16 protein-coding genes are annotated in these 22795 nt (G+C 60.8%); 9 read left to right on the top strand and 7 right to left on the bottom strand.

Features of this window, described 5'->3' with window-relative positions; genetic code table 11:
• Positions 1-31 precede the first annotated feature (31 nt).
• From ABEH28_RS24495 to ABEH28_RS24480, 4 genes are read left to right on the top strand one after another with little or no spacing between them, the layout of a single operon-like run.
• The gene (locus ABEH28_RS24495; RefSeq protein ID WP_346631319.1) at positions 32-1390 is read left to right on the top strand and encodes a SidA/IucD/PvdA family monooxygenase; all 1359 of its coding nucleotides are present in this window, start codon (positions 32-34) and stop codon (positions 1388-1390) included.
• Positions 1387-2406 (top strand): 2,3-diaminopropionate biosynthesis protein SbnA, encoded by a 1020-nt coding sequence (gene sbnA / locus ABEH28_RS24490; protein ID WP_346631318.1) that lies wholly within the window; start codon positions 1387-1389, stop codon positions 2404-2406. Before ABEH28_RS24495 ends, sbnA begins: the two co-directional genes overlap by 4 nt.
• Positions 2399-3406, top strand: coding sequence for a 2,3-diaminopropionate biosynthesis protein SbnB (sbnB, locus tag ABEH28_RS24485; protein ID WP_346631317.1), 1008 nt, complete (start codon positions 2399-2401; stop codon positions 3404-3406). Before sbnA ends, sbnB begins: the two co-directional genes overlap by 8 nt.
• On the top strand, positions 3397-5199 hold the full coding sequence (locus tag ABEH28_RS24480; RefSeq protein ID WP_346631316.1) for an FAD/NAD(P)-binding protein: 1803 nt from the start codon (positions 3397-3399) through the stop codon (positions 5197-5199). Before sbnB ends, ABEH28_RS24480 begins: the two co-directional genes overlap by 10 nt.
• A gap of 43 nt (positions 5200-5242) precedes the next feature.
• Here ABEH28_RS24480 and ABEH28_RS24475 read toward each other — a convergent pair whose 3' ends face one another.
• The 6 genes from ABEH28_RS24475 to lpdA all read right to left on the bottom strand — a co-directional run bounded on the left by ABEH28_RS24475 (position 5243) and on the right by lpdA (position 13307).
• The gene (locus ABEH28_RS24475; RefSeq protein ID WP_244656049.1) at positions 5243-5962 is read right to left on the bottom strand and encodes a hypothetical protein; all 720 of its coding nucleotides are present in this window, start codon (positions 5960-5962) and stop codon (positions 5243-5245) included.
• Positions 5963-6112: 150 nt separating this feature from the next.
• A complete protein-coding gene (locus ABEH28_RS24470; RefSeq protein ID WP_192174509.1) occupies positions 6113-6874 on the bottom strand; it encodes a transporter substrate-binding domain-containing protein in 762 nt (253 codons plus the stop codon).
• A 158-nt stretch (positions 6875-7032) separates the two neighbouring features.
• Positions 7033-8316: a hypothetical protein gene (locus tag ABEH28_RS24465; protein WP_346631315.1), complete on the bottom strand. Its 1284-nt coding sequence runs from the start codon at positions 8314-8316 to the stop codon at positions 7033-7035.
• A gap of 13 nt (positions 8317-8329) precedes the next feature.
• Positions 8330-9634: an O-antigen ligase family protein gene (locus ABEH28_RS24460; RefSeq protein WP_346631314.1), complete on the bottom strand. Its 1305-nt coding sequence runs from the start codon at positions 9632-9634 to the stop codon at positions 8330-8332.
• 458 nt (positions 9635-10092) lie between these two features.
• On the bottom strand, positions 10093-11712 hold the full coding sequence (locus ABEH28_RS24455; RefSeq protein ID WP_282365426.1) for a glucan biosynthesis protein D: 1620 nt from the start codon (positions 11710-11712) through the stop codon (positions 10093-10095).
• 194 nt (positions 11713-11906) lie between these two features.
• Complete coding sequence (gene lpdA, locus ABEH28_RS24450) at positions 11907-13307, bottom strand: dihydrolipoyl dehydrogenase (protein WP_346631313.1); 1401 nt, start codon at positions 13305-13307, stop codon at positions 11907-11909.
• 419 nt (positions 13308-13726) lie between these two features.
• Here lpdA and ABEH28_RS24445 point away from each other — a divergent pair, with 419 nt between their 5' ends.
• From ABEH28_RS24445 to cfaB, 5 genes are all read left to right on the top strand, one after another.
• Complete coding sequence (locus tag ABEH28_RS24445; protein ID WP_346631312.1) at positions 13727-15694, top strand: protease modulator HflK; 1968 nt, start codon at positions 13727-13729, stop codon at positions 15692-15694.
• An 11-nt stretch (positions 15695-15705) separates the two neighbouring features.
• A complete protein-coding gene (locus tag ABEH28_RS24440; protein ID WP_346627370.1) occupies positions 15706-16734 on the top strand; it encodes a protease modulator HflC in 1029 nt (342 codons plus the stop codon).
• The gene (locus ABEH28_RS24435) at positions 16731-17798 is read left to right on the top strand and encodes an SPFH domain-containing protein (protein WP_346631311.1); all 1068 of its coding nucleotides are present in this window, start codon (positions 16731-16733) and stop codon (positions 17796-17798) included. Before ABEH28_RS24440 ends, ABEH28_RS24435 begins: the two co-directional genes overlap by 4 nt.
• A gap of 71 nt (positions 17799-17869) precedes the next feature.
• Positions 17870-19750, top strand: a complete 1881-nt coding sequence (locus ABEH28_RS24430; protein ID WP_346631344.1) for a cation-translocating P-type ATPase — start codon at positions 17870-17872, stop codon at positions 19748-19750.
• 278 nt (positions 19751-20028) lie between these two features.
• Complete coding sequence (cfaB, locus tag ABEH28_RS24425; RefSeq protein WP_346631310.1) at positions 20029-21213, top strand: C17 cyclopropane fatty acid synthase CfaB; 1185 nt, start codon at positions 20029-20031, stop codon at positions 21211-21213.
• Between the two features lie 51 nt (positions 21214-21264).
• Here cfaB and cls read toward each other — a convergent pair whose 3' ends face one another.
• Complete coding sequence (gene cls, locus ABEH28_RS24420; RefSeq protein WP_282365421.1) at positions 21265-22704, bottom strand: cardiolipin synthase; 1440 nt, start codon at positions 22702-22704, stop codon at positions 21265-21267.
• Positions 22705-22795 lie beyond the last annotated feature (91 nt).

Here is a 22795-nt window from a genome sequence, read left to right as displayed (position 1 = left end):
ACATCTTTTGCAACTTTCAGGAAGAATGACCATGACTCAGTATGAAATCGAAGGTGTGCGTGAAACGCTTGACGTCGTTTCGATCGGGTTCGGCCCGGCCGGTATCGCACTGGCCTGTGCGCTGGAAGACGAGGCGGAAGACAGCGGCCGCAAGCCTTTGCAGCGCGTGCGTTTCTTCGAAAAAGGGCGTGATTCGACCTGGCATGGCGCGTTTCTGCTGGCGGGCACCGACATCAACCACCATGTCTTTCGAGACCTGGTGACGCCACGCAATCCGCGCAGTCGGTTCTCCTTCGCCATGTACCTGAAGGAAAAGGGTCGTCTGCACACGTTCGGCCTGCTTGGGCGTCCGGCCAGCCGGGTGGAATGGTCCGACTACATCGCCTGGGTCGCTGCGCAACTCAAGGATTACGTGGCCTACGACGAAGGCGTGCTCGACGTATTACCGGTGGCGGAAAAGGGCATCCTGAAGGGTGTTGATGTCGTCACGGCCAAGGGCACTTATCGCACCAAACGGCTTGTGCTTTCCCACGGCAGCCTGCCCCGGATACCGGAGGCGTTCAGCCCGCATCTCGGCGGCCGTGTCTTCCACACATCCCAGTATCTGAAAAACATCCACCTCGGTGGCGGTCCTATCGCGCAGCGCTGGCTGGTGCTGGGCTCGGGTCAAAGCGCGGGGGAGGCGGTCACCCACCTGCTCGGCGCCGCCCCCACCACGCAGGTCCATTCGGTGCACCGCGGCGTGGGTTTCAAGGTGGGACAGCTCGGGCAGTTTCCCAACATGGCCTTTCTGCCGGAGCACATCGACTATTTCCACGACCTTGAGCCCGGCAGACGCAATCGGGTATTCGAAGAGATCCGGTCGACCAATTACGCAGGCATCGACGTCGACGAGAGTCAGGCGCTTTACTCCTTCCTGTACGAAGGCGAGGTCACCGGGCACCGACGTCTGAACCTGCATGCCTGGTCCGAAGTGGCCTCGGTGGAACAAGTGGGCGATGCCTATTCGGTGGTGCTGCGTGACAGCAATACCGGCATTGAAACCGTGCTGTACGTCGACGGCGTTGTCTTGGGCACAGGCTACGAGCAGCTTGCAGTGCCACCTCTGCTGACCCTGCTGCAACCTTGGCTGGTCCGCGACGAGGACGGCACCCTTGCGGTCGACCGGCATTACCGCGTCGCCCTGCAGCACAGCGAGGGCATGCAGATTTTGGCGAACGGCACCTCGGAAAAGACCCATGGCATCAGCGACGCTCAGTCGTTTTCCATGGTCGCCCTACGTGCGCAGCACCTGACCGATGCGTTGCTGGCGACCCAGCCCCGGCAGCGCGCGCCGGTGGTGACCATGCCGAGCTACACCCGGCCCGCACACGTCGAGGCACGGCCATGAATTTCATCTCCCACATCGTCGGCGATTCGAACTTCGTCAGGGTAAAAGGCCTGGGTTTTGAAAACCTGCATTTGAAGCTTGAGTCATGCAACCCTGCGGGCTCGATCAAGATGAAGACCGCCATAGGCTTGATCGACTCCTATGCCGAACGCCGACTTATCCACAAGGACACCGTGCTGATCGAGTCCTCGTCCGGGAACCTCGGCGTAGCGTTGGCGATGATCTGCGCCGAGCGCGGTTACAAGTTCTGCTGCGTCGTCGACCCCAACACCAACCTGCACAACATCAAGATGATGGAAGCCTTTGGCGCACAGATCGTCATCGTCACCGAGCGTGATGACAACGACGGTTATCTGGGCACGCGCATTCGGTACATCCGCGATGCCGTGGCCCGTGATCCCCGTCATCTGTGGCTCAACCAGTACAGCAACCCGGCCAACGCGCGCACCCATGAAAACACCACGGCGCGCTCGATTCATATCGCCTTCCCGGCGCTGGACTACCTGGTCGTCGGCGCCGGCACCACCGGCACCTTGATGGGCTGCGTGCAGTACTTCCGCAAGCATTCGCCGCGCACCAAGATCATTGCGGTAGACAGCGCGGGTTCGGTGACTTTCGGTCAGGCACCCGGCCCGCGCTTCATTCCGGGACTTGGCTCCAGCCAGATGCCGCCGATATTCCGCGCCCATCACTTGCACAAGCAGCAAGTGGTGGATGAGCGCGCCACCGTGGCCATGTGTCGCTGGCTGGCGAAATCCAATGGCGTCCTGGCCGGCGGCTCCACCGGGACCGTGGTGGCCGGGTTGGCCTCGCCCTCGCTGGGGATTCCCAAAGACGCCGTTGTCGTGGCGATCTCCCCGGACGCAGGCGAGCGTTACCTGGAAACCATCTACAACGATGAGTGGGTCATGCAGAAGTTCGGCCGCGCCGAGCTAACTGCGCTCAGCTCGCAACCGATCACCCGGTATCTGAAGCAGTACGTCCACACATTCGAGGGAGAAGCGCTGAATGTCTGACTTTCACGTGATCCCCGGCGCAGCCATCAAAGACATCCTCGACAGCCACGCCCACGACATGGTGCGGCGCATCGAGCAGGTGTATCTGCAGCACCACGACGGCCAGACGCTCAACCCGGACAGCTACTTTCTGCGTTTCCCTCAACAGCCTGCCAACCGGATCATCGCCCTGCCGGCGGCGCTGGACGGAGAGGACGCCGTAGCGGGAATCAAGTGGATCTCCAGCTTTCCCGGCAATGTCGCGCAGCAGAAGCCGAGGGCGTCGGCCGTGGTCATCCTCAACGACCGCGAAACCGGCTATCCCTATGCCTGCCTTGAAGGCGCGCAGATCAGCGCGGTGCGAACGGCCGCCTCGGCGGTGTCAGGCGCTTACTGGCTCAACGGTCAGTCACGTAAGACTACGTCGGTAGGATTTATCGGCGCAGGGGTCATTGCCCGCAACATCGCGCGCATGCTCGGCGTCGAAGGGTGGGGCATCGGTCACGCCGTTGTGCATGATTTCGATGCGGCATCGGCGGACGCTCTGACTGGCTTTATTGAAAATGCCGACTTATGCACAGCCCGGATTGGGTCATTGGAGCAAGCGCTGGCGGCAGATCTGGTGATCTTCGCCACCACAGCGGGCGAGCCATACGTCAAACCACCGATGGCGTTTCGCGCTGGGCAGGTCGTGCTGAACATCTCGTTGCGGGACATCGCGCCGCAGTTGCTGTTGGAGGCGAACAACTTCTGCGACGACATCGAGCACTGCATGAAGGCCAACACATCGCCGCATCTGGCCGAGCAATTGACCGGCAGTCGCGCTTTTATGAACGGCACGCTGGCCGGCCTCATCCGTGGCGAGGTCGAGCTTGATCCTGCGAAGCCCTCGATCTTCTCGCCATTCGGCCTGGGCGTGTTGGACCTGGCCCTAAGCAAATTCATCGTCGACACCGCACTGGCAGAATCCCGTGGCATCGCCATTGACTCGTTCTTCGGAGAAACCCTGAGATGGAACTGAGCGCAGCGCTGGCCGACGAAAAGTTATCCCCAACCTTGGACAAACCCGTCGTCAGGATCGGCATCGTCGGTTGTGGCTCACGCGGGCTGACAGTGCTGGAGCGTATCTGTGCGCTGGCGATTAACACGGCTCGGCGCATCGAGGTAAACGTATTTGATCCCCAGCCTCCGGGGCCAGGTTTGCATGCCGTCGACCAGCCTGAATACCTGATGCTCAACACTGTTGCTTCGCAGATTTCGATGTTTCCAGACACGGCCGCCCTTGACGGGCACACAGGACGCCAAGGACCCAACTTTTACGAATGGTGCCTGCGTTTTAAATCGACTGAACGCAGAGTACGACCCAACGAATTCCTGCCGCGCCGCTGGCTAGGAGAGTATCTGGCGTGGACTTACGAGGAAGTCGTTCGCAGTCTGCCGGGGAACGTGCGCGTCGTTCATCATCCGCACGCTGTGGATAACATTGAGCACACCGACATGGGCCAGTTTGTTCTGTCCACAGCCGAGGTGGAGTGTTCTGTGGATTGGCTGGCAATCACAGTGGGTCACGCGCGGCGGTTGCAGGATGATGATAAGGAACTGCCCGGAGCGTTCGTAAAGGACGCACATCTTGATTCGCGTGGTTCCAAGTTATCCACAGAAGCGGTTGGCATCGAGGGATTGGGCCTGACCGCCATGGACGTCGTTGCCGATCTGACGGTTGGTCGCGGAGGCCAATTCACCAAACGGGCGGAAGGCTTACGTTATAAGCCCAGTGGGCGAGAGCCACGTATCTATATGTTCTCGCGCAGCGGTCTGCCGTACCGCACACGGCCGGACATCGTGCCTCATCGGACCTCGAATGCGGCACTGATTTTTACATTGTCGGCTGTCGCTAATCTGCGAACGGAAAACCCTGCCGGATTGGATTTCGAGCAGCAGGTCCTGCCGTTGATAAGGGCTGAAATGCTCGCGGAATACTTCGGGATGATCGCCTTCCAAAAAGGCGAATCGGCAGTGAGGATCAAAGCGGAAGTTGCGCGCGTGTATCACTCAGGCCGGCTTGAAGCCGTGTCGGCAGAAATGGCATCCCGTTTTCATGCGCCTCCGCTGGACGAGGCTGTGTATAACCCCCGCGGGTCGACCATTGAATCTGCGGATTATCCCCAGGCCATGCGCGTTTTTATCGAGCGCGATATCGGGCAGAGCTTTTTAGGACTTGATGCAAGCCCCATCAAAGCCGCGATCGAAGTGTGGAGAAGTTGCCGTGAGCAGCTGCGTCGGGTTGTGGATAACCGAGGACTTACAGCTGCTTCAAGCCGTGTCTTCTTCGGAGAGTACGCGCCCCACGTCAATCGGATGGTGGCCGGGCCGCAGAAGGAACGTCATCAGGAGCTGCTGGCGTTGGCCGACGCGGGAATTGTCCACTGGGTGCGGCATTCTCAAGTTATCCACAGTGCAGATGGGGTAGGGCCCAAGGTGGTTCTCGAGGGCAATCCGTCGGTGCCTTTAAACAGTATTATCAAGGCACACGTTAGCACCGCCTGTGACAAATCGTCGCTGCCAAAGATCATTCGCTCGTTAAAGAGCATCGGAATTATCCACAGCCTGACCGGAGATGGAGAGGGCGTGCTCGTCGACAGTGAAGGCAAAGCGCAACCGAATCTGTGGATAACCGGCCCTCTTGTCGAAGGCTCCACTTATTACAACCACTACGTCCCGTCTTCGGGCAGCTATTCCCGTGCCTTCGTCGACGCCGACCGAATCGCCCGCGAGATGTTGGGGTTGAATGTTGAGGTCAAATCGACGGTTTAGAGGCTATCTTCAGCGCTCTACCGCATTCGCGCATGAGAGACGCCTAGAAAGGTTTGGTGGCGATGACCTCTAGAGCATGCTGCTGCTTCAGCATCCACGAGGCGGATGCTCTGCACCGAGCTTCTACCAGTCCGATGATGATGCAGAAGTCGGCTTGGAGATCTCGACTGAAAATAGGTTCGTGGTGGGCAATGCGATTTCTGAGCAGTCGCACGTTGTTCAGGTTTTCAAATATCTTCTTGCGGTTTTCTGAGGTCGTATTGGCGGGCTCCAGGTTGGGAAAGACTTGGATAAGACACGAGTTCCAGATTCGATCGTCATGTCGGCTGGTAAACATTTTCTCCCAGAATACGAATTTTAGTTCGGCGACAATCTGGCCTGCAGTGCTGCGCTTCGACTTAAGGCGCTGCAGGTCTGTTAGCGGGTTATAGCCGGGGCCTGCGCACCGAGGAAGGCTGCGTTCGAAGCCAGAACTCCATGGCCAGGAGGGTCCGTGAATTAGTTCTAATGCGTCAGCAACGGCGTTGCGAACAACGACTTCACATATATGCAGGGGTGTAAGCAGTGCGCCCGATACGCGAGCATTCCAGGCGTAAAGTGCCAAAGCCTCTTCACCCCCGAACCCGGCAGCCGCAGCCGCACTTCGATACGTTGCCATCCGAGCCGATGAGAGGGCGGTCGAGACAGCGCAGGCTTTTTGCATTGACTTGATAAACCTATGTCCATATAGTTTTTTCACTAGCCACGGGACACGCGGGTGCATGCACCTCCCCCCGAGGACAGACGAAGTAACAAGAACCCCACCTCACGGTGGGGTTTTTTTTGAGGTCGGCATTGTACTTTCCAGATCTGGGATGCGCGCTGTCTACTATTCCAAGGTTACAAAATGGCTGGCTCATCGATCGGGCTGCTTTCACTTCGCCCCCTGCATCCCCGGCAAATACTTGCGTCGAATGCGCTCCAGCTCCCCCGTCTTGCTCAGGCTGTCGATCGCGCTATTGATCCGCGGCAACCACGAGGCGTATTGCGGCTGGAGCTTAAATACCAGCGGCGCTTCGCTGAGTCGTGCGCCCTGGGCGAACTGGCCGGGATCGAGGTCATTGCTTGAAATCAGCTCATCAAAGATGTCGTCGACCATGGCGATGGCGTCGACGCGTTTGCTCTGGAGCAGCTTGATCAGCGCTTCGTCCTTCGAGGTTTCCAGTCGGGTCAGGCGGCGCTGCTCGATGGCCGGGTCGAGTGCCCGGTAGTTGTAGCCCCGAACCATGCCGATGGTCAGGTGTTCCAGTTGGGCGATGGTCTGGCTGCGGGCAGGGTGGTCGGCCAGAAAGTACAGGTGCTCTCTAACCGTGGAATAGGGCTTGGAGAACACGTATCGACGTTGCTCCTCGGGGCTGTTCCAGATCAGTGCGTCGGCGTAATTGATATCGATCTCGCCCTTGCGCAGCATCGACTGCAGGCGATTGACCGGGTAGCTGACGAAGGTAACGTCCAGGTTGGCCAGCTTCGTCACGCGTCGCGCGATGTCGATGGAGATCCCCGCCAGATGGCCGTCCTTGTCCTCGTAGGCATACGGCTTCCACTGAGCTCCGCCCGCGACGTACGGCTCAGCCACGGCTGGCAGCATGAGCAGCCCGAGCAGACTGCCAACGATGAATCTTCCCCGAAGCCCCATACGTTCCTCCGGCAGCGTGTCTGCCCCAAGCCGTAAGGTAGCAGTAAGACATGTCCAGAAAATGTCGTATTGCCACTATCTGAATCTACCGCACATAAAAAAACCCGCGCTGACAGGTCAGGCGGGTTGGAACAGGTGCGGTCTTAAGGCGTCGCGGCTCAGGCGTCAGGGCTTAGGCGAATGATTTTCGGAAACTCCGTCAGCGTCAGCCGGGCCGAGCAGCGCTGGGCGTCGCACACCCACTGCTGCGGGGAGTCGGTCATGCCCTTGTCCGGTGTCTGCGTGTCGAGGATGCGCACCGGCTTGTTTTTCATGGCGGGGGCGCTGATGGTGACTTCGTGCTCGCGACCGCTGACCCACGCCACCAAAATGCGCTCGCGGCCATTGCTGAATGCCAATTGGAAGACGCCGTCGGACTGCAGGCTGTTTGCCGGCTCGTAGGTGAACTGAGGCAGATAAGGGCTGATGGCCTTCAGTACGGAATAAGCCGGTTTCGCACGGAGATCGGCCTCAAGCAGGCCAAAGTTGTGCTCCTGCTCGTTGCGGTTGGTGCCATCGTTGATCAGGTCATACCACCACATGCCTTTGACATTCGGCACGGTGCGGATGAGGAAGTACGCGCGCGCCAGGTACGCAGACTGGCGCTCGGCGCTGACGCCGCAATTGCCATTGTGGCTCGGCCAGCTCATCTCGGTCAGATACAGCGGCACCGGCCTCCCAACCTTGGTGCTGATTCGACGGTCCAGGTCACGCATCCAGCCGATCCAGCTTTCCGGCGTGTTGCGGTAGCTGCCTTCGCAGTGCACGTATGGGTGCAGGGAGATGCCATCGGCGTACTTCATCACCCCTGCAGCCAGGATACGGTCGACGAAGCCACTCTTGATGCCCATGGTCGTTACGGCGCCAGCGAGTACCAGCGCCTGGGGATTGTTCTTGCGAACGACTGGTGCCGCGTCACGGACCAGCGTGACGTAGTCATTGCTCAGGCGCGGATCGGTCGGGCCGTCAAGGTCCCACTCGTTCCAGACCTCATAGAACCTGACCGGACTGCCCAACTGGCGGGTGAGGTAGTCCACGTATTTCAGGTACGGAATCTTGACCGCAGGTATGCGCGGCTTTGCGCCCCCTTGATATGAGCTGCCGTAGCCGAGAATGACCATCGGTGTGAGATTCAGTCCCTTGGCAGTGCTCAGCCATGCGCGCCAAGGCGCAATGATCTGCATCTGGCCGCGCACAGGTTCGGCCGTAGACCAGAAGGCGTCATCGCGAATGGACGTGACGCCCGCCACGCTTGCCATCTGAAGGCTGCGCAGCGGTTGCCCGGTGTTATTCATTGAATGGGTAGCGACGCCGACGATAAACGGCTCGGCCACGGCGACATTGGCCGCGCACAGGGCGGCCATCAGTGCCAGGCCGCTCAGGCCGATGCTGCGAAAGCTCATGGGATTGCCTCGGTCAACTCAGGCCCGGGAGGCCGTTCCACGTGGGCAACTCATGGGGCTTTGGGGCCCGCAGTCTGCCCCGCGATTTCATGGCCAGTGCATGGCCGATTGCCATGCCCAGAAACATGTTCGCGAGGGTAACTTCCAGCGTATCGGTCGTCCAGCTGACAATGCAGATACAAAAACTCGTCACCAGCAACGCCTTGCCATAACGGCTGACACTGTCGGCCAGGATGAAAAACAACGGGATGTGCAGGGCGTAGAGAAACAGTCCGACCAGGCCAAACGTCGCCCACAGGTACACCACGGTGCTGTCGGACACCATGAAGATGTCGGCGCCGACAACTGGGAAAGCGGCGACGGCACTGCCAACCAGCCCGAAGCCCACACCCGTGAGCGTTCGGTCCTCCTCCATCAGCGTCCGAATGACGTTGGGCCAGGTGTTGATCAGCCGGTCGTAGATGGACGCCAGCGAACTGGTGGCCGAGATCTTGTTGGCATCGAAGTCGGTCATCATTGCCACGAAGGGCAGTGACATGCCGAGTACAACCGCAACAACGATGGTCGCCCGTACTGTCCAGCGAAACCGCAACATCACCAGCAGACCCGTTCCGCCGATGAACGCTAATGCTGGCGCCTTGCTGGTGGTCAATATCACCCCGGCCAGACCGATCACGCAGACCACCAGCCCCAGCAACTTCGAGCGCAGGGTCGCCATCAGGTACAGACTGAGGATCGAGATGATGATGGCCAGTGAGCTGGAGATTCGCGCAAATCCGGCCGGGCGGTCCATGTCTTCGGAAGTCCATGCGGTGTTGGCGCTCAGCTCGGTGCCGCCCACGGTGTAGCTGTAGCCCTTCCACGGCAGACTGACGTACCGGTCGAGGGCAATGCCGCCCAGCGAAGCCAGCAGACAGAAGGCAATCGCCCACATGAACAGGCGCTTGTGGCGAATGATCTGGTCACCGCAGGCGATCCCGAAGAGCAGCGGGCTGATCCCGTACAGCGCAAATGCGAAATTCCCGGCCTGGGCGCCATTCAACGCTGCCCATCCCGCCGACAGCAACAGCACCAGCAGACTCAACCAGACGCCCGGCCCGGCTTTGAAGCTGCGCAGCTCCAGTGCGAAGAACAGCAGGCAGGCGACCTTCGGGGCGTAGAGCAATACGGAGATCCCTGCCTGATCCAGATAGAAACGCAGAGCCCCGTTGAAGGTCTCGACCAGCATCAGGCTGATCGCGACCAGCGCGATCGCCGTGGACTTATCGAATGAAAGCAAAGAAGGTTTTTCAACGTAGACGGGGGAAGTCGACATCATGTGCAGCCCCTCGGGAGCATTTGTACGTGTGATAAGCGTCAGCGTGCGAGCAGGCCGCCAGGCGAAAAAAAGCTACCGCCCGGCCAAGCAGCAATAACCGTCGATGGCGTGCAGTGGCGATGATTTGGGTGATCGCAGCGGGGGAGGAGGGGGGCGTTTCGGTCCCCTCGCGAGCGGTGCGACAGGGATATATCAGCCGCAGAGTGGAGGGCTGTCAATCAATTAGTCAAATTTACCGACATATTTAATGATGGCTAAATATCTGTATTCGTAACTTATTGATTTATATAGCGGATAGAAAATTGACGCTGTTAAAAGGAGAAGAAATCCTAGCCTGTTGGCCACTATCTATGACTCATTTTCGTTACAAGTACGGCGTATCCACCGCTGAATATCCAGCGGCTGATACGCCGTTTCGCGAGCAAGCTTGAATCCCGTTACCCCTCAGGTGACCAAACTCAGGTATAGCGGCGCTTGTCCGGTGCGGGCGGGAAGTACTGGTACAGCCAGGTCTCGCTCAACGTGCGATCGCCGGTTTTGATGAACATGCGCATCTCTACCGGCTCTACGGAGTCGCTGGTCGGGTACCAATCGAAGGTCACGCGGAACCCCTTGATGTCCGGCAGCACCAGCACATTGAAATCCTGGACTTTGCCGTGTGACACAGTGACCACCGGCTCGATGCCCGAACCTTCCGGCAAGCGGTCCAGCCCGCCGCCATTGAAGTCCACGGCAAAACGCCGCGCCCAGACTTCCGGGTAATGCTCGCCCGGAGCCCAGCCTTCGATGAAACCGCCCATGCCTGAACGCGTCGCGTGCACTTGAGCCAGCGGTGTGCTGACCGGGGGCAGGGGGCTCCAGTAGAGCTTGTAGCCGTAGTTCATCGACATGCCGGCCTTGACTGGCACTTTCGGGTTCCAGAACGCGACGATGTTATCCAGGGTTTCGCCCGTGGTCGGCAGTTCCAGCAGATCGATGGAGCCCTCGCCCCATGCCGTCGTCGGCTCGACCCACAGGCTAGGCCTGCGGTGGTACCAATCCACGGTGTCCTGATAGGTCTTGAAGTCGTGGTCGGTCTGCACCAGACCGAAGCCTTTCGGGTCTTTGTCGGCGAAGGCGTTGAACTGGATCTTGGCCGGATTATTGAGCGGGCGGCAGATCCATTCGCCATTGCCGCGCCACATCGCCAGCCGGTCGGAGTCGTGGATTTCCGGGTGGAGCGTGTCGCACATGCGGCGTTCGTGGGTGCCGCAGCTGAACATGCTGGTCATGGTCGCAATGCCCAACTGCTCGATGTCCGCCCGCGCATTGATGTGCGCGTCGATGTCCATCACCACGCGGTCAGCCTGGCAATCGATATCGAAGCGATACGCGCCCGTCGCACTGGGGGAGTCCAGCAGCGCGTACACGACAAAACGTGTGGCGTCCTTAGTCGGCTTCTCGAACCAGAATTGTGTGAAGTCAGGGAATTCTTCAGGACTGTGGGCGTAGGTGTCGATCGCCAGACCCCGTGCGGAGAGGCCGTATTGCTTGTTGCTGTCGATGGCGCGGAAGTAGCTGGCGCCCAGGAACGACAGGATGTCGTTGATGGCAATCTCGGGGGCTTTGAACAATTTGAAACCAGCAAAGCCCAGGTCGCCCTTGAGCTGACTCTGGTCGATGCGACTGGCTTCGTAGTTGAACAGCTCGGGACGGAAATGCACTTCACGCGCCTGCTGGGTGGCCGGGTCGACGCTGTACATGCGCACCGGGGTCTTGAAGCCCGCGCCGACGTGGAAGAAATGCACGTCCAGTTGGCCTTTCACGTCATTCCACAGTGAATGGCCGGCGTCGTACTTGATCGCGTTGAATTGCTGGGGCGTCATGTTCGCCAGGGTTGGCGGCAGGTTCTGCTTGGTGCTGACGTAAGGCTTGCCGGCCATCTGCTTGGCGTTGTCCTGCAAGGTCTTGAAGTCAAAGTGTTCGATGTCGCCATCGGCGGCCGCTGCCAGCGCGCGTGCCGCATAAAGACCTGAGGCGGGTAGCGCGCTATAGGCTGCCAGCGCCATGGACGCTTTCAAGAGATTCCTGCGATTCATATGGTGAAGCCTCTGAAGATGCTGTGCCTTCCTGCACAAAAAAGTGCGCTTTCCCAATCCTTGCCGAACGCAAATTACCAACAAACAGATAACAATCTCGGCATCTTGTTCGCGCAAAGGGAAAAAAATCGTTTCAGGGCATCACCGATTTCGCTTCAACGTGTTGCTTGATCGGCCGATTTTGGCGGCGCATTTCAGGCTTGCGTGGTATGCCCTCCGACGCCCATCGCCGCCTGACGCAGCGCTTCTGACCTTGTCGGATGGGGATGACAGGTCAGGGCGATGTCCTCGGCTGACGCGGCGAACTCCATAGCCACGCAATACTCCGCGATCATCTCGCTCACGCTTGGGCCGACGAGGTGTACACCGAGAATCTCATCGGTTCGCTCATCCGCCAGCACTTTCGCGAAGCCGTCCGTTTCGTGATTGACCTTGGCGCGGCTGTTGGCGCTGAACGGGAATTTGCCCACCTTGTAAGCGCGACCTTCCGCTTTCAATTGCTCTTCCGTTTTACCGACGCTGGCCAGCTCGGGCTGGGTGTAGATGACGTTGGGGATCAGGTTGTAATTCAACTCGCCTTTCTTGCCGACGATCCGCTCGACACACACGCCGGCTTCGTCCTCCGCCTTATGCGCAAGCATCGGGCCTGACGTCACGTCGCCAATTACCCAGATGCCCTCCACCGCCGTGCGATGCCCCGTGTTGGGCAGGACGCCGCGCTTGTCCACTTCCAGTCCGACGGTTTCCAGGCCCAGCCCTTTCGTCACCGGGCGACGGCCGATGGACACCAGCACGTAGTCCGCTCCGATCTGCTCGGTTTCACCACCGGCGGCGGGTTCGACTGTCAGGGTGACGCCGGTGTCCGCGGCGACGGCAGAGGTGACCTTCGAGCCGAGTTTGAACGCCATGCCCTGACGCGACAGCGAGCGGTGCAGCGTCTTGCCGGCCTCCAGGTCAGTGCCATGGGCCACATGGTCGAGAAATTCGACCACCGTCACCTTTGCCCCCAACCGGCGCCAGACCGAGCCCAGCTCAAGACCGATGACCCCCGCGCCGATCACCACCAGATGCTTCGGCACCTCGCTCAGCGACAGGGCCCCGGTGGAGTCGAGAATACGTTTGTTGTCGATGGTCACGCCGGGCAGGGGCGTTGGCTCGGAACCGGTGGCGATGATGATGTCTTTGGCCGTCAGCTCGGTCTCGGCACCTTCAGCGTCGGTGACGATGACCTTGCCGGGCCCTGCGAGACGGCCCCAGCCCTTGATCCAGTCGGCCTTGTATTTGCGAAACAGAAACTCGATGCCTTTGGTCAGGCCGGTCACGCTTTCGGCCTTTTGCGCCATCATCTGGGGCAGGTTCAGCGTCGGCGTGACCTCGATGCCGAGCTTCTTGAATTCCTCGCCCGTCGCCGCCTCATACAGCTCCGAGGCGTGAAGCAACGATTTGGAAGGAATGCAGCCTACGTTGAGACATGTCCCGCCTAATGTTCCACGGCCTTCGATGCACGCCACTTTCAAGCCTTTCTGGCCCGCATGGATCGCCGCGTTGTAGCCGCCGGGGCCGCCACCGATGATGACAACGTCGTAGTGACTCATGAACGTACTCCTCGAGGAACCCAGCAATGGAGGGAAGCGTAGCCGCGTCTGGACAAATGTCGCGTCACTTGGCGGCTTAAATGATGGATGTAATATTTCTCCCGGAAGCGCTTCAAAGTCAAGCGAGCGAGTTTGGTCACTGCCTCGCGGGAAGCGTGCAGGACCAGCTTTAGCCGGGTAGGCGCCTTCCCGTCTGTGCAGTGACTAAACTCGATACGACGGCAGGCGATATCTACCTGTCTGCTGCCTGTCTGACCCCGCATCTCGCGTTACGCAAACGAATAATCAGACGAAAATTTCACGACTTCTGTTATATCGTAACGCCCTGTGTCAGCGTCACTTGTGCCGCGTAATTGCAACGCCGGTGGGTGGTCGGGAAGGGTGATGAATGGCAGCGTTAAACGGGCTTTGGAGTTGCAATGCGGGTTGATCTGGATGATGAGGGCGTTGCACCGGCGAGCCTGCCGCGATTTCAGCAGGCGGCTTTTCAATCGAGACGTCTTTCACGGCTGACGTACCTGACAGGAGCGATGGGCGTCATCGGCTTGGTGGTGTCGCTTTTCGTCGACCTCTTTTCCCCCAACTCGCTGTGGACGGCGGTGCTGACGAACAGCGCCGCCAGCCTGCTTGTGCTGGCGGCGGCGTTGCAGTCGGCCCACGTGGTCAGCCAATGGCGCGTCGGCGTTCTCGCTCCGCCTGAGTCGATTCGAACAGACGAAGAAGCGCTGCTTCACAGCGAAGAGCAGGGCTGGTACGACCGCGTGCTCGGCCGTATCAGCGGTGCCAGCACCTCAATGGTCGGCCAGGTCGGATTGCCAGTGTTTTGGTTGGCGGGCTGGGCGTTGCTGTCGCTGATCAGCATTGGCCTGATCTGGAACCTTGCGCTGTCGGGCAGCAATGTCGGCCTCGTCGGTAACGTGGTCGGCGGTTTGCTCCTGTTGATCGGTTTTGCGCTGCTGGTGCTGGAGCGGCAATTCAGCAACGAGTCCGAGGCCAGTTGGCCTGAAGCCGAGCAGTTGGCGCAGATGACCAAGGTCGCCATCGGTACGCTACTGGTCACGGCGTTCTGCCTGTTTTTCTCCTCCGTTGACCGCGTATGGCCCGCCCGGCTCGCAGTGTTGATCGGACTCTTGCCAGGGCTGGTTGCTGTCGAGTTGCTCACCCGCGCGTTGCTGTCCGTTTTTAGTCCGCGCAATGAACGCCTTGAGCCGCGCTTGATCGCCACCAGCTTTGTCGCCGGTCTGCTGCGCTGGCCGCCGCGCCCGCTGCTGGCGTTGCAAAACGAGTTGCACAACCGCTTCGGCATCGACCTGCGTCAGATCTGGGCGTTTACCTACATGCGCCGCGCCTTTCTGCCGGTGCTGGTGGTCATCGTCGGCCTCGGCTGGTTGCTGAGCGGTGTTCATGAAATCCCCATGCAGGGCCGCGGCATTTACGAGCGCTTCGGCAAGCCGGTTGAAGTCCTGGAGCCGGGTCTGCATGCCGGTTTGCCTTGGCCTTTCGGAACGGTGCTGGCGGTGGAAAATGGCGTGGTCCACGAGCTGGCGACCAGCGTCTCAGAGGGAGCCGGTGCCGAGCAGACTGTTGACCCTGCCGAAGGTCCGCCACCCGCCATCGCCAACCGTCTGTGGGACGCCACGCACATCAACGACAAGTCGCAAGTGATCGCCAGTGGCTCGGGAGACAAGCAAAGCTTTCAGATCGTCAACATGGACGTGCGCTTTGTGTATCGCATCGGTTTAACGGACGAAGCCGCACTGGCCGCGACCTATAACAGCGCCGACATTCCCAGCCTGATTCGCAGCACCGCCAGCCGCGTGCTGGTGCATGACTTTGCCTCGCGCACCCTCGACGAATTGCTGGGTGAGCAGCGCAACGACCTGGCGGCCGACATCGGCGACGCCGTACAGCGCGACCTGAAAAAACTCGACAGCGGCGTGGAAATTCTCGCGACCGTGGTCGAGTCGATTCATCCGCCAGCCGGGGCGGCCAACGCCTATCACGCTGTCCAGGCCGCGCAGATCAGCGCTCAGGCGTTGATTGCCCGGGAACGTGGCGCGGCGGCCGATCAGGCCAATGTGGCGCAGCTGCACGCCAGCATGGCCCACGATCAGGCGGCGGCGACCTCGCGGGAAGTCATGGCCACGGCGCAAGGGGCGGATTTGCGCTTCAGCGCTGAACAGCAGGGCTACGCCAAGGCGGGCCAGGCATTCCTGCTCGAGCAGTACCTCAGTCAGCTGACCCAGGGGCTGACCCACGCCAAGTTGCTGGTGCTGGATCATCGGCTCGGCGGCACCAGCGCGCCGACCATTGATTTGCGATCTTTTACCCTCCCGGTCGACCCCGCAGCGTCGACCCAATCAGCTGACCAGCCCTCGGCTGAATAAGGAGTCTTCCCTTGAGTCTGTTTCATTCCCACGATCATCACGACCATTCTGGTCACGACCACAGCGGTCACGGTCATGGCGGTCATCACCATGGCGAAGCCTCCGGCCCGGCCGTATTTCCGTGGCGTCGTGCTGCGCTGGCGGCCGTGCTGATTGCCTTCGCGGTCGCGGCGGCGAGTCTGGTGCAGGTGCGCTCCGGCGAGGCGACGGTCATCACGCGCTTCGGCAATCCTGCGCGAGTGCTGCTCGATCCCGGCCTGAGCTGGCGCTGGCCGGCGCCATTCGAAGCAGCGATCCCCGTCGACCTGCGTTTGCGCACCACCTCAAGTGGCTTGCAGGACGTCGGTACCCGTGACGGCCTGCGCATCATCGTTCAGGCGTACGTGGCCTGGCAGGTGCAGGGCGATCCGGACAACGTGAAGCGCTTCATGCGCGCCGTGCAAAACCAGCCGGACGAAGCAGCCCGGCAGATCCGCACCTTCGTCGGCTCGGCACTGGAGACCACCGCCGCCAGCTTCGATCTGTCGAGCCTGATCAACACCGACGCCAATCAGGTGCGCATCGCCGATTTCGAAAACCAGCTGCGTCAGCAGATCGACAAGCAACTGCTGACCACTTACGGCGTTCGCGTTCTGCAAGTGGGGGTTGAGCGTCTGACGCTGCCATCGGTGACACTCAACGCAACGGTCGACCGGATGCGCGCCGAGCGTGAGACGATCGCCACCGAGCGCACCGCCATCGGCAAGCGCGAGGCGGCGCAGATCCGCTCCGCTGCGGAACGCGACGCGCGGATTGTCGAGGCCGATGCAACCGTGAAAGCCGCGGACATCGAGGCGCAATCCCGCGTCGAAGCGGCGCAGATTTACGGCCGTGCCTACGCCGGTTCGCCCCAGCTGTACAACTTGCTGCGCTCGCTGGACACCCTCGGCACCGTGGTGGGGCCGAGCACAAAACTGATTCTGCGCACCGATGCCGCACCGTTCCGGGTGCTCGTCGATGGCCCGCCGACCCTGGATGGCAAGGCTGGAACGCAGCCATGACCGAGCACGATGCTGCGCACATCGAGCGGCCGGTGGTGAACAGCCCTTGGCTGCAGGCCAGTCGCCTGGCGTTTCTGGGGCTGTACGTCGTGACCCTGCTGGCGGCGCTCGGTTGGGCTGTGTCCAATGTGCGGGAAATCGATCCACAGAACCGTGCGGTGGTGTTTCGCTTTGGCGAGTTGGACCGTGTGCAGAACGCCGGCTTGCTGCTGGCCTGGCCGCAACCGTTCGAGCAGGTGGTGCTGCTGCCTTCCGCTGATCGCGTGATCGAGCGGCACGTCGAAACGCTGTTGCGCTCACCCACTGCCTTGGCGGCCGACAAGATCACCAGCTTCGCGACGCCGATGAGCGACGCGCTGGCAGGGTCAGGCTATCTGCTCACGGGTGACGCTGGCGTCGTACAACTCGACGTGACGGCGTACTACAAAGTGACGGACCCCCGGGAGTTCGTGCTGCAAGGTGAGCACGTGCTACCGGCGCTGGATCGTCTGGTCAATCGCAGCGCCGTCAGCCTCACGGCGGCGCGGGATCTGGACACCATTCTGGTGGCGCGTCCCGAACTGGTGGGCTCCGACAGCCAGTCTGCCGAGCGTCGCGAACGCCTGCGTGGAGACCTGGTGCAGGGCATCAATACGCGGCTCGGCGAGCTGACGGCCACCGGCGTCGGTTTGGGCGTCGAGGTGGTACGGGTCGACGTGCAGTCCAGTTTGCCGGCGGCAGCGGTGAATGCGTTCAACGCGGTGCTGACTGCGAGTCAGCAAGCCGATCAGGCCGTGGCGAACGCGCGGACGGATGCGGAAAAACTCAACCAGACCGCCAATCAGCAGGCTGACCGTACCCTGCAGGTCGCCCATGCCCAAGCCTCCGAACGGCTGGCCAAGGCGCAGACCGACACCGCCGCGGTGACCGGCCTGGCGATGTCGATCCAGAACAAGAGCGATCCCGGATTGCTGCTGCGTATTTACCGCGAGCGGGTGCCTGCCATCCTGAAACAGGCGGGTTCAGTGACCACGGTCGATCCCCGCGACGATTCCCGCCTGATCATTCAGGGAGCTGATAAATGAGTGGCGAAGCCGTGCATAACCATTCCCACGACTCTTCTCACACGCATGCCGCGCCAGTCGCGCCCGGCAGCATGCTCACCAGCCGCGAACAGCGCAGCGCAGCCCGTCAGTTGACGCTGGCGATGCTTGCCCTGGGCTTGCTTGCATTGGGGCTGGTCTGGCGATTCTTCTCGCCCGAGCAAGTCGGCGTCAGCCAATTGCTGCTGGGCGCCGCCTCGCTGTTGGTGGCCATCCCGGTGGTCAGCGCCGGCTGGCACAGCCTGCGTTATCCCAGCCTGCACGGCATTACCGATCAACTGATTGCCTTGGCCATGCTCGGCGCCTGGGCGACGGGCGATCTGATGACCGCCGCGTTGCTGCCCATCATCATGATCTTCGGCCACGTGCTGGAGGAGCGCAGCGTGATTGGCTCCCAGGAAGCCATTCAGGCATTGGGCCGTCTGACCCGCAGCCACGCCCGACTGATCGACAAGGATGGCGTGATCCGCGAAGTCGACAACGGGACGCTGGTGGCAGGTGATCGCGTCGAAGTGCGCGCTGGCGATCGCGTACCGGCTGACGGCTTGGTGATCTCGGGGCAGGCCAGCCTCGACACGGCGCCGATCACCGGCGAGTCCGTCCCGCTTGAAGCGCGTGCAGGCATGGAAGTCTTTGGCGGCGCGATCAATCTCGACGGTCTGCTGCGTATCGAAGTGACGCGCATCGGCAATGAGTCGACCCTGGGCAAGGTCATCGCGCTGATGCAAAGCGCCGAACGCTCCAAACCGCCCATCACTCGACTGCTGGAAAAGTACGCCGGCAGCTACATGGTGCTGGTGCTGCTGATTGCGGCCGTGACCTGGTTCATCACTAATAACGCCCAGGCCATGCTGGCCGTGTTGGTGGCTGCGTGTCCCTGCGCGTTGGTGCTGTCGGCGCCGGCGACAGCCATCGCCGGTATTGCAGTCGCCGCGCGCCACGGCATTCTGATCCGCAGTTCGGCCTTTCTTGAAGAGCTGGCTGACCTCACTTCGCTGGTTGTCGACAAGACCGGCACACTGACTTATGGGAGTTTGCGCCTGCAGTCGGTTCGGGCCGAGGAGGGCGCGGGCGACGACGTTATCGAGCTGGCGGCAAGCCTGGGTTCGGCAAGCAGCCACCCGGTCAGTCGCGCGCTGGCGACGTTGGTCGGCAAGGATCATCTGCTTCCTCTGGACGACATTCGTGAGCGCCAAGGGCTGGGCGTCGTTGCACAGACGACCCGGGGTGAAGCCGCACTGGGGCGGCCTGAGCTGTTCGCGCAGTTGGGCATTGCGACTTCGCCGATTCCCGATCATGACGGCCCGATTGCCGGGCTTGCGGTGAATGGCCATTTCCTCGCCTGGCTGCTGCTGGCCGACAGCCTCAAGCCCGAGGCCCGGCAGGCGCTGAGTGAATTGCGCGAGCTGGGCCTTGGTCGGCAGTTGTTGCTCACTGGGGATCGGCAAAGCGTTGCCGACAGCCTGGGTCACGAGGTCGGCATCAGCGATATCCACGCCCAGGCGTTGCCCGAGGACAAGCTCAATCGGGTCATGAGCGAAATCAAAAAAGGCTTTCGCCCGATGGTCGTCGGCGATGGCATCAACGACTCCCTGGCGCTAAAGGCCGGCGTTGTCGGCGTCGCGATGGGGGCGGGGGGGGCGGACATCGCGTTGGCCTCCGCCGACATCGTCTTGATCGGCAGTGACCTGCGCCGCCTGGGCACCTGTGTGCGGTTGAGCCGCCAGTGCCGCCACACCTTGCAGGTGAACGTGATCATCGGACTCGGCTGGACGCTGGCCATTGTCGCCATGGCGGCTTTCGGCGTGCTGGGCGCGGCCGGCGCCATGATCGCTGCGGTCTTGCATAACCTCAGCACGCTGCTGGTACTGGGCAACGCCGGGCGGCTGCTGCGTTTTCACGAGCCCATCGCGAAGTTTCACAATCCCTCCTGAGCCAGATTCCCCGGCGCTTGTACCGAAAACGCCGGGTTAGAGGCCTCCACTAAGTATTAAAATTCGCTTGAGCTTTGAAGAACTCTGTTACAAATTAACTCCAGTCTCGTTTCGGGGTGCTCCATTTACAGGCGACACACTGGCTCGAATTCTGGGGCACAGCGTCGTACCCGTTGTAGGTTCGTCGTCGTTCAAACCAGCCAATCGCCTGACGGCTCCTGATCTGGAGCCGGTTATGGACTACCCTTTTCCATGTAGCTGGATCAGGGGGATTTCATATGCTCGCGCAACTTCCACCGGCGTTACAGAACCTTCATCTGCCGCTGCGTCTCAAGCTCTGGGACGGCAACGAGCTTGATTTGGGCAGTGATCCCTGCGTCACGATCGTGGTCAAGGACCCGTCCCTCGTTTCCGATTTCACCCACCCTAGTCTTGGCCTCCTTGGCAGCGCCTTCGTTGAAGGCCGGCTTGAGCTGGAAGGCTCGATCAGCGAAGTGGTCCGGGTGTGCGACGAGCTGACCAAGGCGCTGGTCGACAAGGACGACGACAACCTCCCTGTGCGCACCGAGCACGACAAGGCCACCGATGCTGCGTCGATCTCCTACCACTACGACCTCTCCAATGACTTCTATCGCCTGTGGCTGGACCGGGAGATGGTCTACTCTTGCGCGTATTTCAAGACCGGCAACGAGACGCTCGATCAGGCCCAACAGGACAAGTTTCACCACCTGTGCCGCAAGCTGCGCCTTAAACCCGGGGAATACCTGCTCGATGTCGGCTGTGGCTGGGGAGGGCTATCCCGCTTCGCCGCGAGTGAATACGGCGTCAAGGTGTTCGGCATCACGTTGAGCCGCGAGCAATTGGCGCTGGCCCAGGCGCGGGTGCGCGCAGACGGTCTGCAGGACCGTGTCGAACTGCAGCTGCTCGATTACCGGGATCTGCCCAAAGACGGCCGCTTCGACAAGGTCGTCAGCGTCGGCATGTTCGAGCATGTCGGCCACGCCAATCTCGAGCTTTACGCAAAATGCCTGTTCGACGCAGTGAAGGAGGGCGGTCTGGTGATGAACCACGGCATTACCGCCAAGCACACCGACGGGCGTCCTGTCGGGCGCGGCGCGGGTGACTTTATTGATCGCTATGTGTTTCCCAATGGTGAACTGCCGCACCTGTCGATGATCACCGGGTTCATCAGCGAGGCGGGTCTGGAAGTGGTCGATGTGGAAAGTCTGCGCCTGCATTACGCCAAGACCCTAGAGCACTGGAGTGCCCGTCTGGAAGAGAAACTCGACGTCGCTGCGGCCATGGTGCCGGAGCAGGCGCTGAGGATCTTTCGGTTGTATCTGGCCGGCTGTGCCTATGCGTTTTCCAAGGGCTGGATCAACCTGCACCAGATATTGGCGGTGAAGCCGTATGCAGACGGCAGCCATCATTTGCCGCTGACGCGGGATGATTTGTACCGGTGAGTGCTCCAAGCCTGTGGGAGTCAGCTGACTTCCACAGGCCTTCAATACCACTCACAGAATCGGCGAAATCAGCCTAGCAACCCGCATCCCCAGCTGCTGCAAGTGATGTGTCTCTTTGCTCTCTTCGCTGGAGATCTCGTGGGAGAGGGCGAAGTCGTCGATGAGCATGTTTTCCACCTCCCGAGCGAAGTCTTCATCCACGGTCAGCAGCATGAGTTCGAAGTTGAGCCGGAACGAACGATTGTCCAGGTTGGCGCTGCCGATCGCCGAGATCGCGTTATCCACCAGCACCACCTTCTGGTGCAGGAAGCCGGGCTTGTAGCGAAAGATGCGAACGCCTGCGCGCACGGCCTCAAAGGCAAACAAACTGGAGGCGGCGTACACCGTGTAGTGGTCAGGACGCGACGGCAGCAGCAAGCGAACATCCACGCCGCGTAGCACCGCCAGTCGCAGCGCTGCGGAGACAGGCTCATCGGGAATGAAATACGGGGTTGTGATCCAGACCCGTTCGGTCGCCGCGTGAATGGCTTCGACGAAGAACAACGAGCAGGTTTCCTGCGCATCAGCAGGGCCGCTGGCGAGTAATTGGCACAGCACGCCGTCTTCGGGGTAACTGTCCGGCAGGATCAGCGGCGGTATCTCCCGGGTCGCCCAGAACCAGTCCTCGGCGAACGATTCCTGCAGACACGCCACGACAGGTCCGACGACGCTCACATGGGTATCGCGCCATGGCGCCAGCGGCGGCTTGAGGCCGAGGTACTCATCGCCCACGTTGTGGCCGCCAACGAAGCCTTTGATGCCATCCACCACGACGATCTTGCGGTGGTTACGGAAGTTGATCTGGAAGCGTGTCAGCCAGCCGCCACGTGTGGCAAAGGCCTTGATCTGCACGCCGCCATCGCGGAGCTTCTCGATATAACGCGCCGGCAGCGCATGGCTGCCAATGCGGTCGTAAAGCACATGAATCGCCACGCCTTCAGCGGCCTTCTCCAGCAACAACCCTTGCAGGCGTCGACCGAGATCATCGTCGTGGATGATGAAAAACTGTACGAACACCACTTGCCGGGCGCTTTTGATGGCCTCGAAGATCGCGTCGAATGTTTCATCGCCGTTGATCAACAGCTTCACTTCGTTGTTCGCCAGGCATGGCATGCGTCCCAGCTTCGGCATCGCGCGCAGGGAGCGATAAGCGTCCGAGCGCCGCGCCGCTACCGCCTCTTCAATCCATGGCTTCCAGTTGAAGTCGGCGATCGCCACGCGCATTTCGGTGTTCGCCTGACGCCGCGCCTTGATGTAGGCATCAAACGTACTCCTGCCGAAAACCAGATACGGAATCAGTGCGACATAAGGGATGAAGATGAGAGGCATCGCCCAAGCGATTGAGCCCTGAGCTGTACGCACTGTGAGTAAGGCGTGGATAGCTGCGACAATGCCCAGCAGGTGAGTGAAACCGAGCAAATAGCCAAAGAAATACGGGCTGTGGTAATCCATGCGCAACCTTGTGCCATAAGCTTATTGGTGTCTAACAGACCACAAGGCGCCGGGATTGTCGCTATTTTATTGAGGCTGCAACTGGCTGCCC

Source organism: Pseudomonas sp. Ps21-P2, assembly GCF_039672565.1.
In the GTDB taxonomy this organism is placed as follows: Bacteria; Pseudomonadota; Gammaproteobacteria; order Pseudomonadales; family Pseudomonadaceae; genus Aquipseudomonas.
The sequence above is the reverse complement of the archived record's forward strand: the minus strand, read 5'-3'. Positions and strand labels throughout refer to the sequence as shown.

Excerpts from the sequence above, each read along its gene's own strand:
- ABEH28_RS24495 (WP_346631319.1), top strand. The coding sequence starts at position 32 with ATGACTCAGTATGAAATCGAAGGTGTGCGTGAAACGCTTGACGTCGTT.
- sbnA (WP_346631318.1), top strand. The coding sequence starts at position 1,387 with ATGAATTTCATCTCCCACATCGTCGGCGATTCGAACTTCGTCAGGGTA.
- sbnB (WP_346631317.1), top strand. The coding sequence starts at position 2,399 with ATGTCTGACTTTCACGTGATCCCCGGCGCAGCCATCAAAGACATCCTC.
- ABEH28_RS24480 (WP_346631316.1), top strand. The coding sequence starts at position 3,397 with ATGGAACTGAGCGCAGCGCTGGCCGACGAAAAGTTATCCCCAACCTTG.
- ABEH28_RS24475 (WP_244656049.1), bottom strand. The coding sequence starts at position 5,962 with ATGCACCCGCGTGTCCCGTGGCTAGTGAAAAAACTATATGGACATAGG.
- ABEH28_RS24470 (WP_192174509.1), bottom strand. The coding sequence starts at position 6,874 with ATGGGGCTTCGGGGAAGATTCATCGTTGGCAGTCTGCTCGGGCTGCTC.
- ABEH28_RS24465 (WP_346631315.1), bottom strand. The coding sequence starts at position 8,316 with ATGAGCTTTCGCAGCATCGGCCTGAGCGGCCTGGCACTGATGGCCGCC.
- ABEH28_RS24460 (WP_346631314.1), bottom strand. The coding sequence starts at position 9,634 with ATGATGTCGACTTCCCCCGTCTACGTTGAAAAACCTTCTTTGCTTTCA.
- ABEH28_RS24455 (WP_282365426.1), bottom strand. The coding sequence starts at position 11,712 with ATGAATCGCAGGAATCTCTTGAAAGCGTCCATGGCGCTGGCAGCCTAT.
- lpdA (WP_346631313.1), bottom strand. The coding sequence starts at position 13,307 with ATGAGTCACTACGACGTTGTCATCATCGGTGGCGGCCCCGGCGGCTAC.
- ABEH28_RS24445 (WP_346631312.1), top strand. The coding sequence starts at position 13,727 with ATGCGGGTTGATCTGGATGATGAGGGCGTTGCACCGGCGAGCCTGCCG.
- ABEH28_RS24435 (WP_346631311.1), top strand. The coding sequence starts at position 16,731 with ATGACCGAGCACGATGCTGCGCACATCGAGCGGCCGGTGGTGAACAGC.
- ABEH28_RS24430 (WP_346631344.1), top strand. The coding sequence starts at position 17,870 with ATGCTCACCAGCCGCGAACAGCGCAGCGCAGCCCGTCAGTTGACGCTG.
- cfaB (WP_346631310.1), top strand. The coding sequence starts at position 20,029 with ATGCTCGCGCAACTTCCACCGGCGTTACAGAACCTTCATCTGCCGCTG.
- cls (WP_282365421.1), bottom strand. The coding sequence starts at position 22,704 with ATGGATTACCACAGCCCGTATTTCTTTGGCTATTTGCTCGGTTTCACT.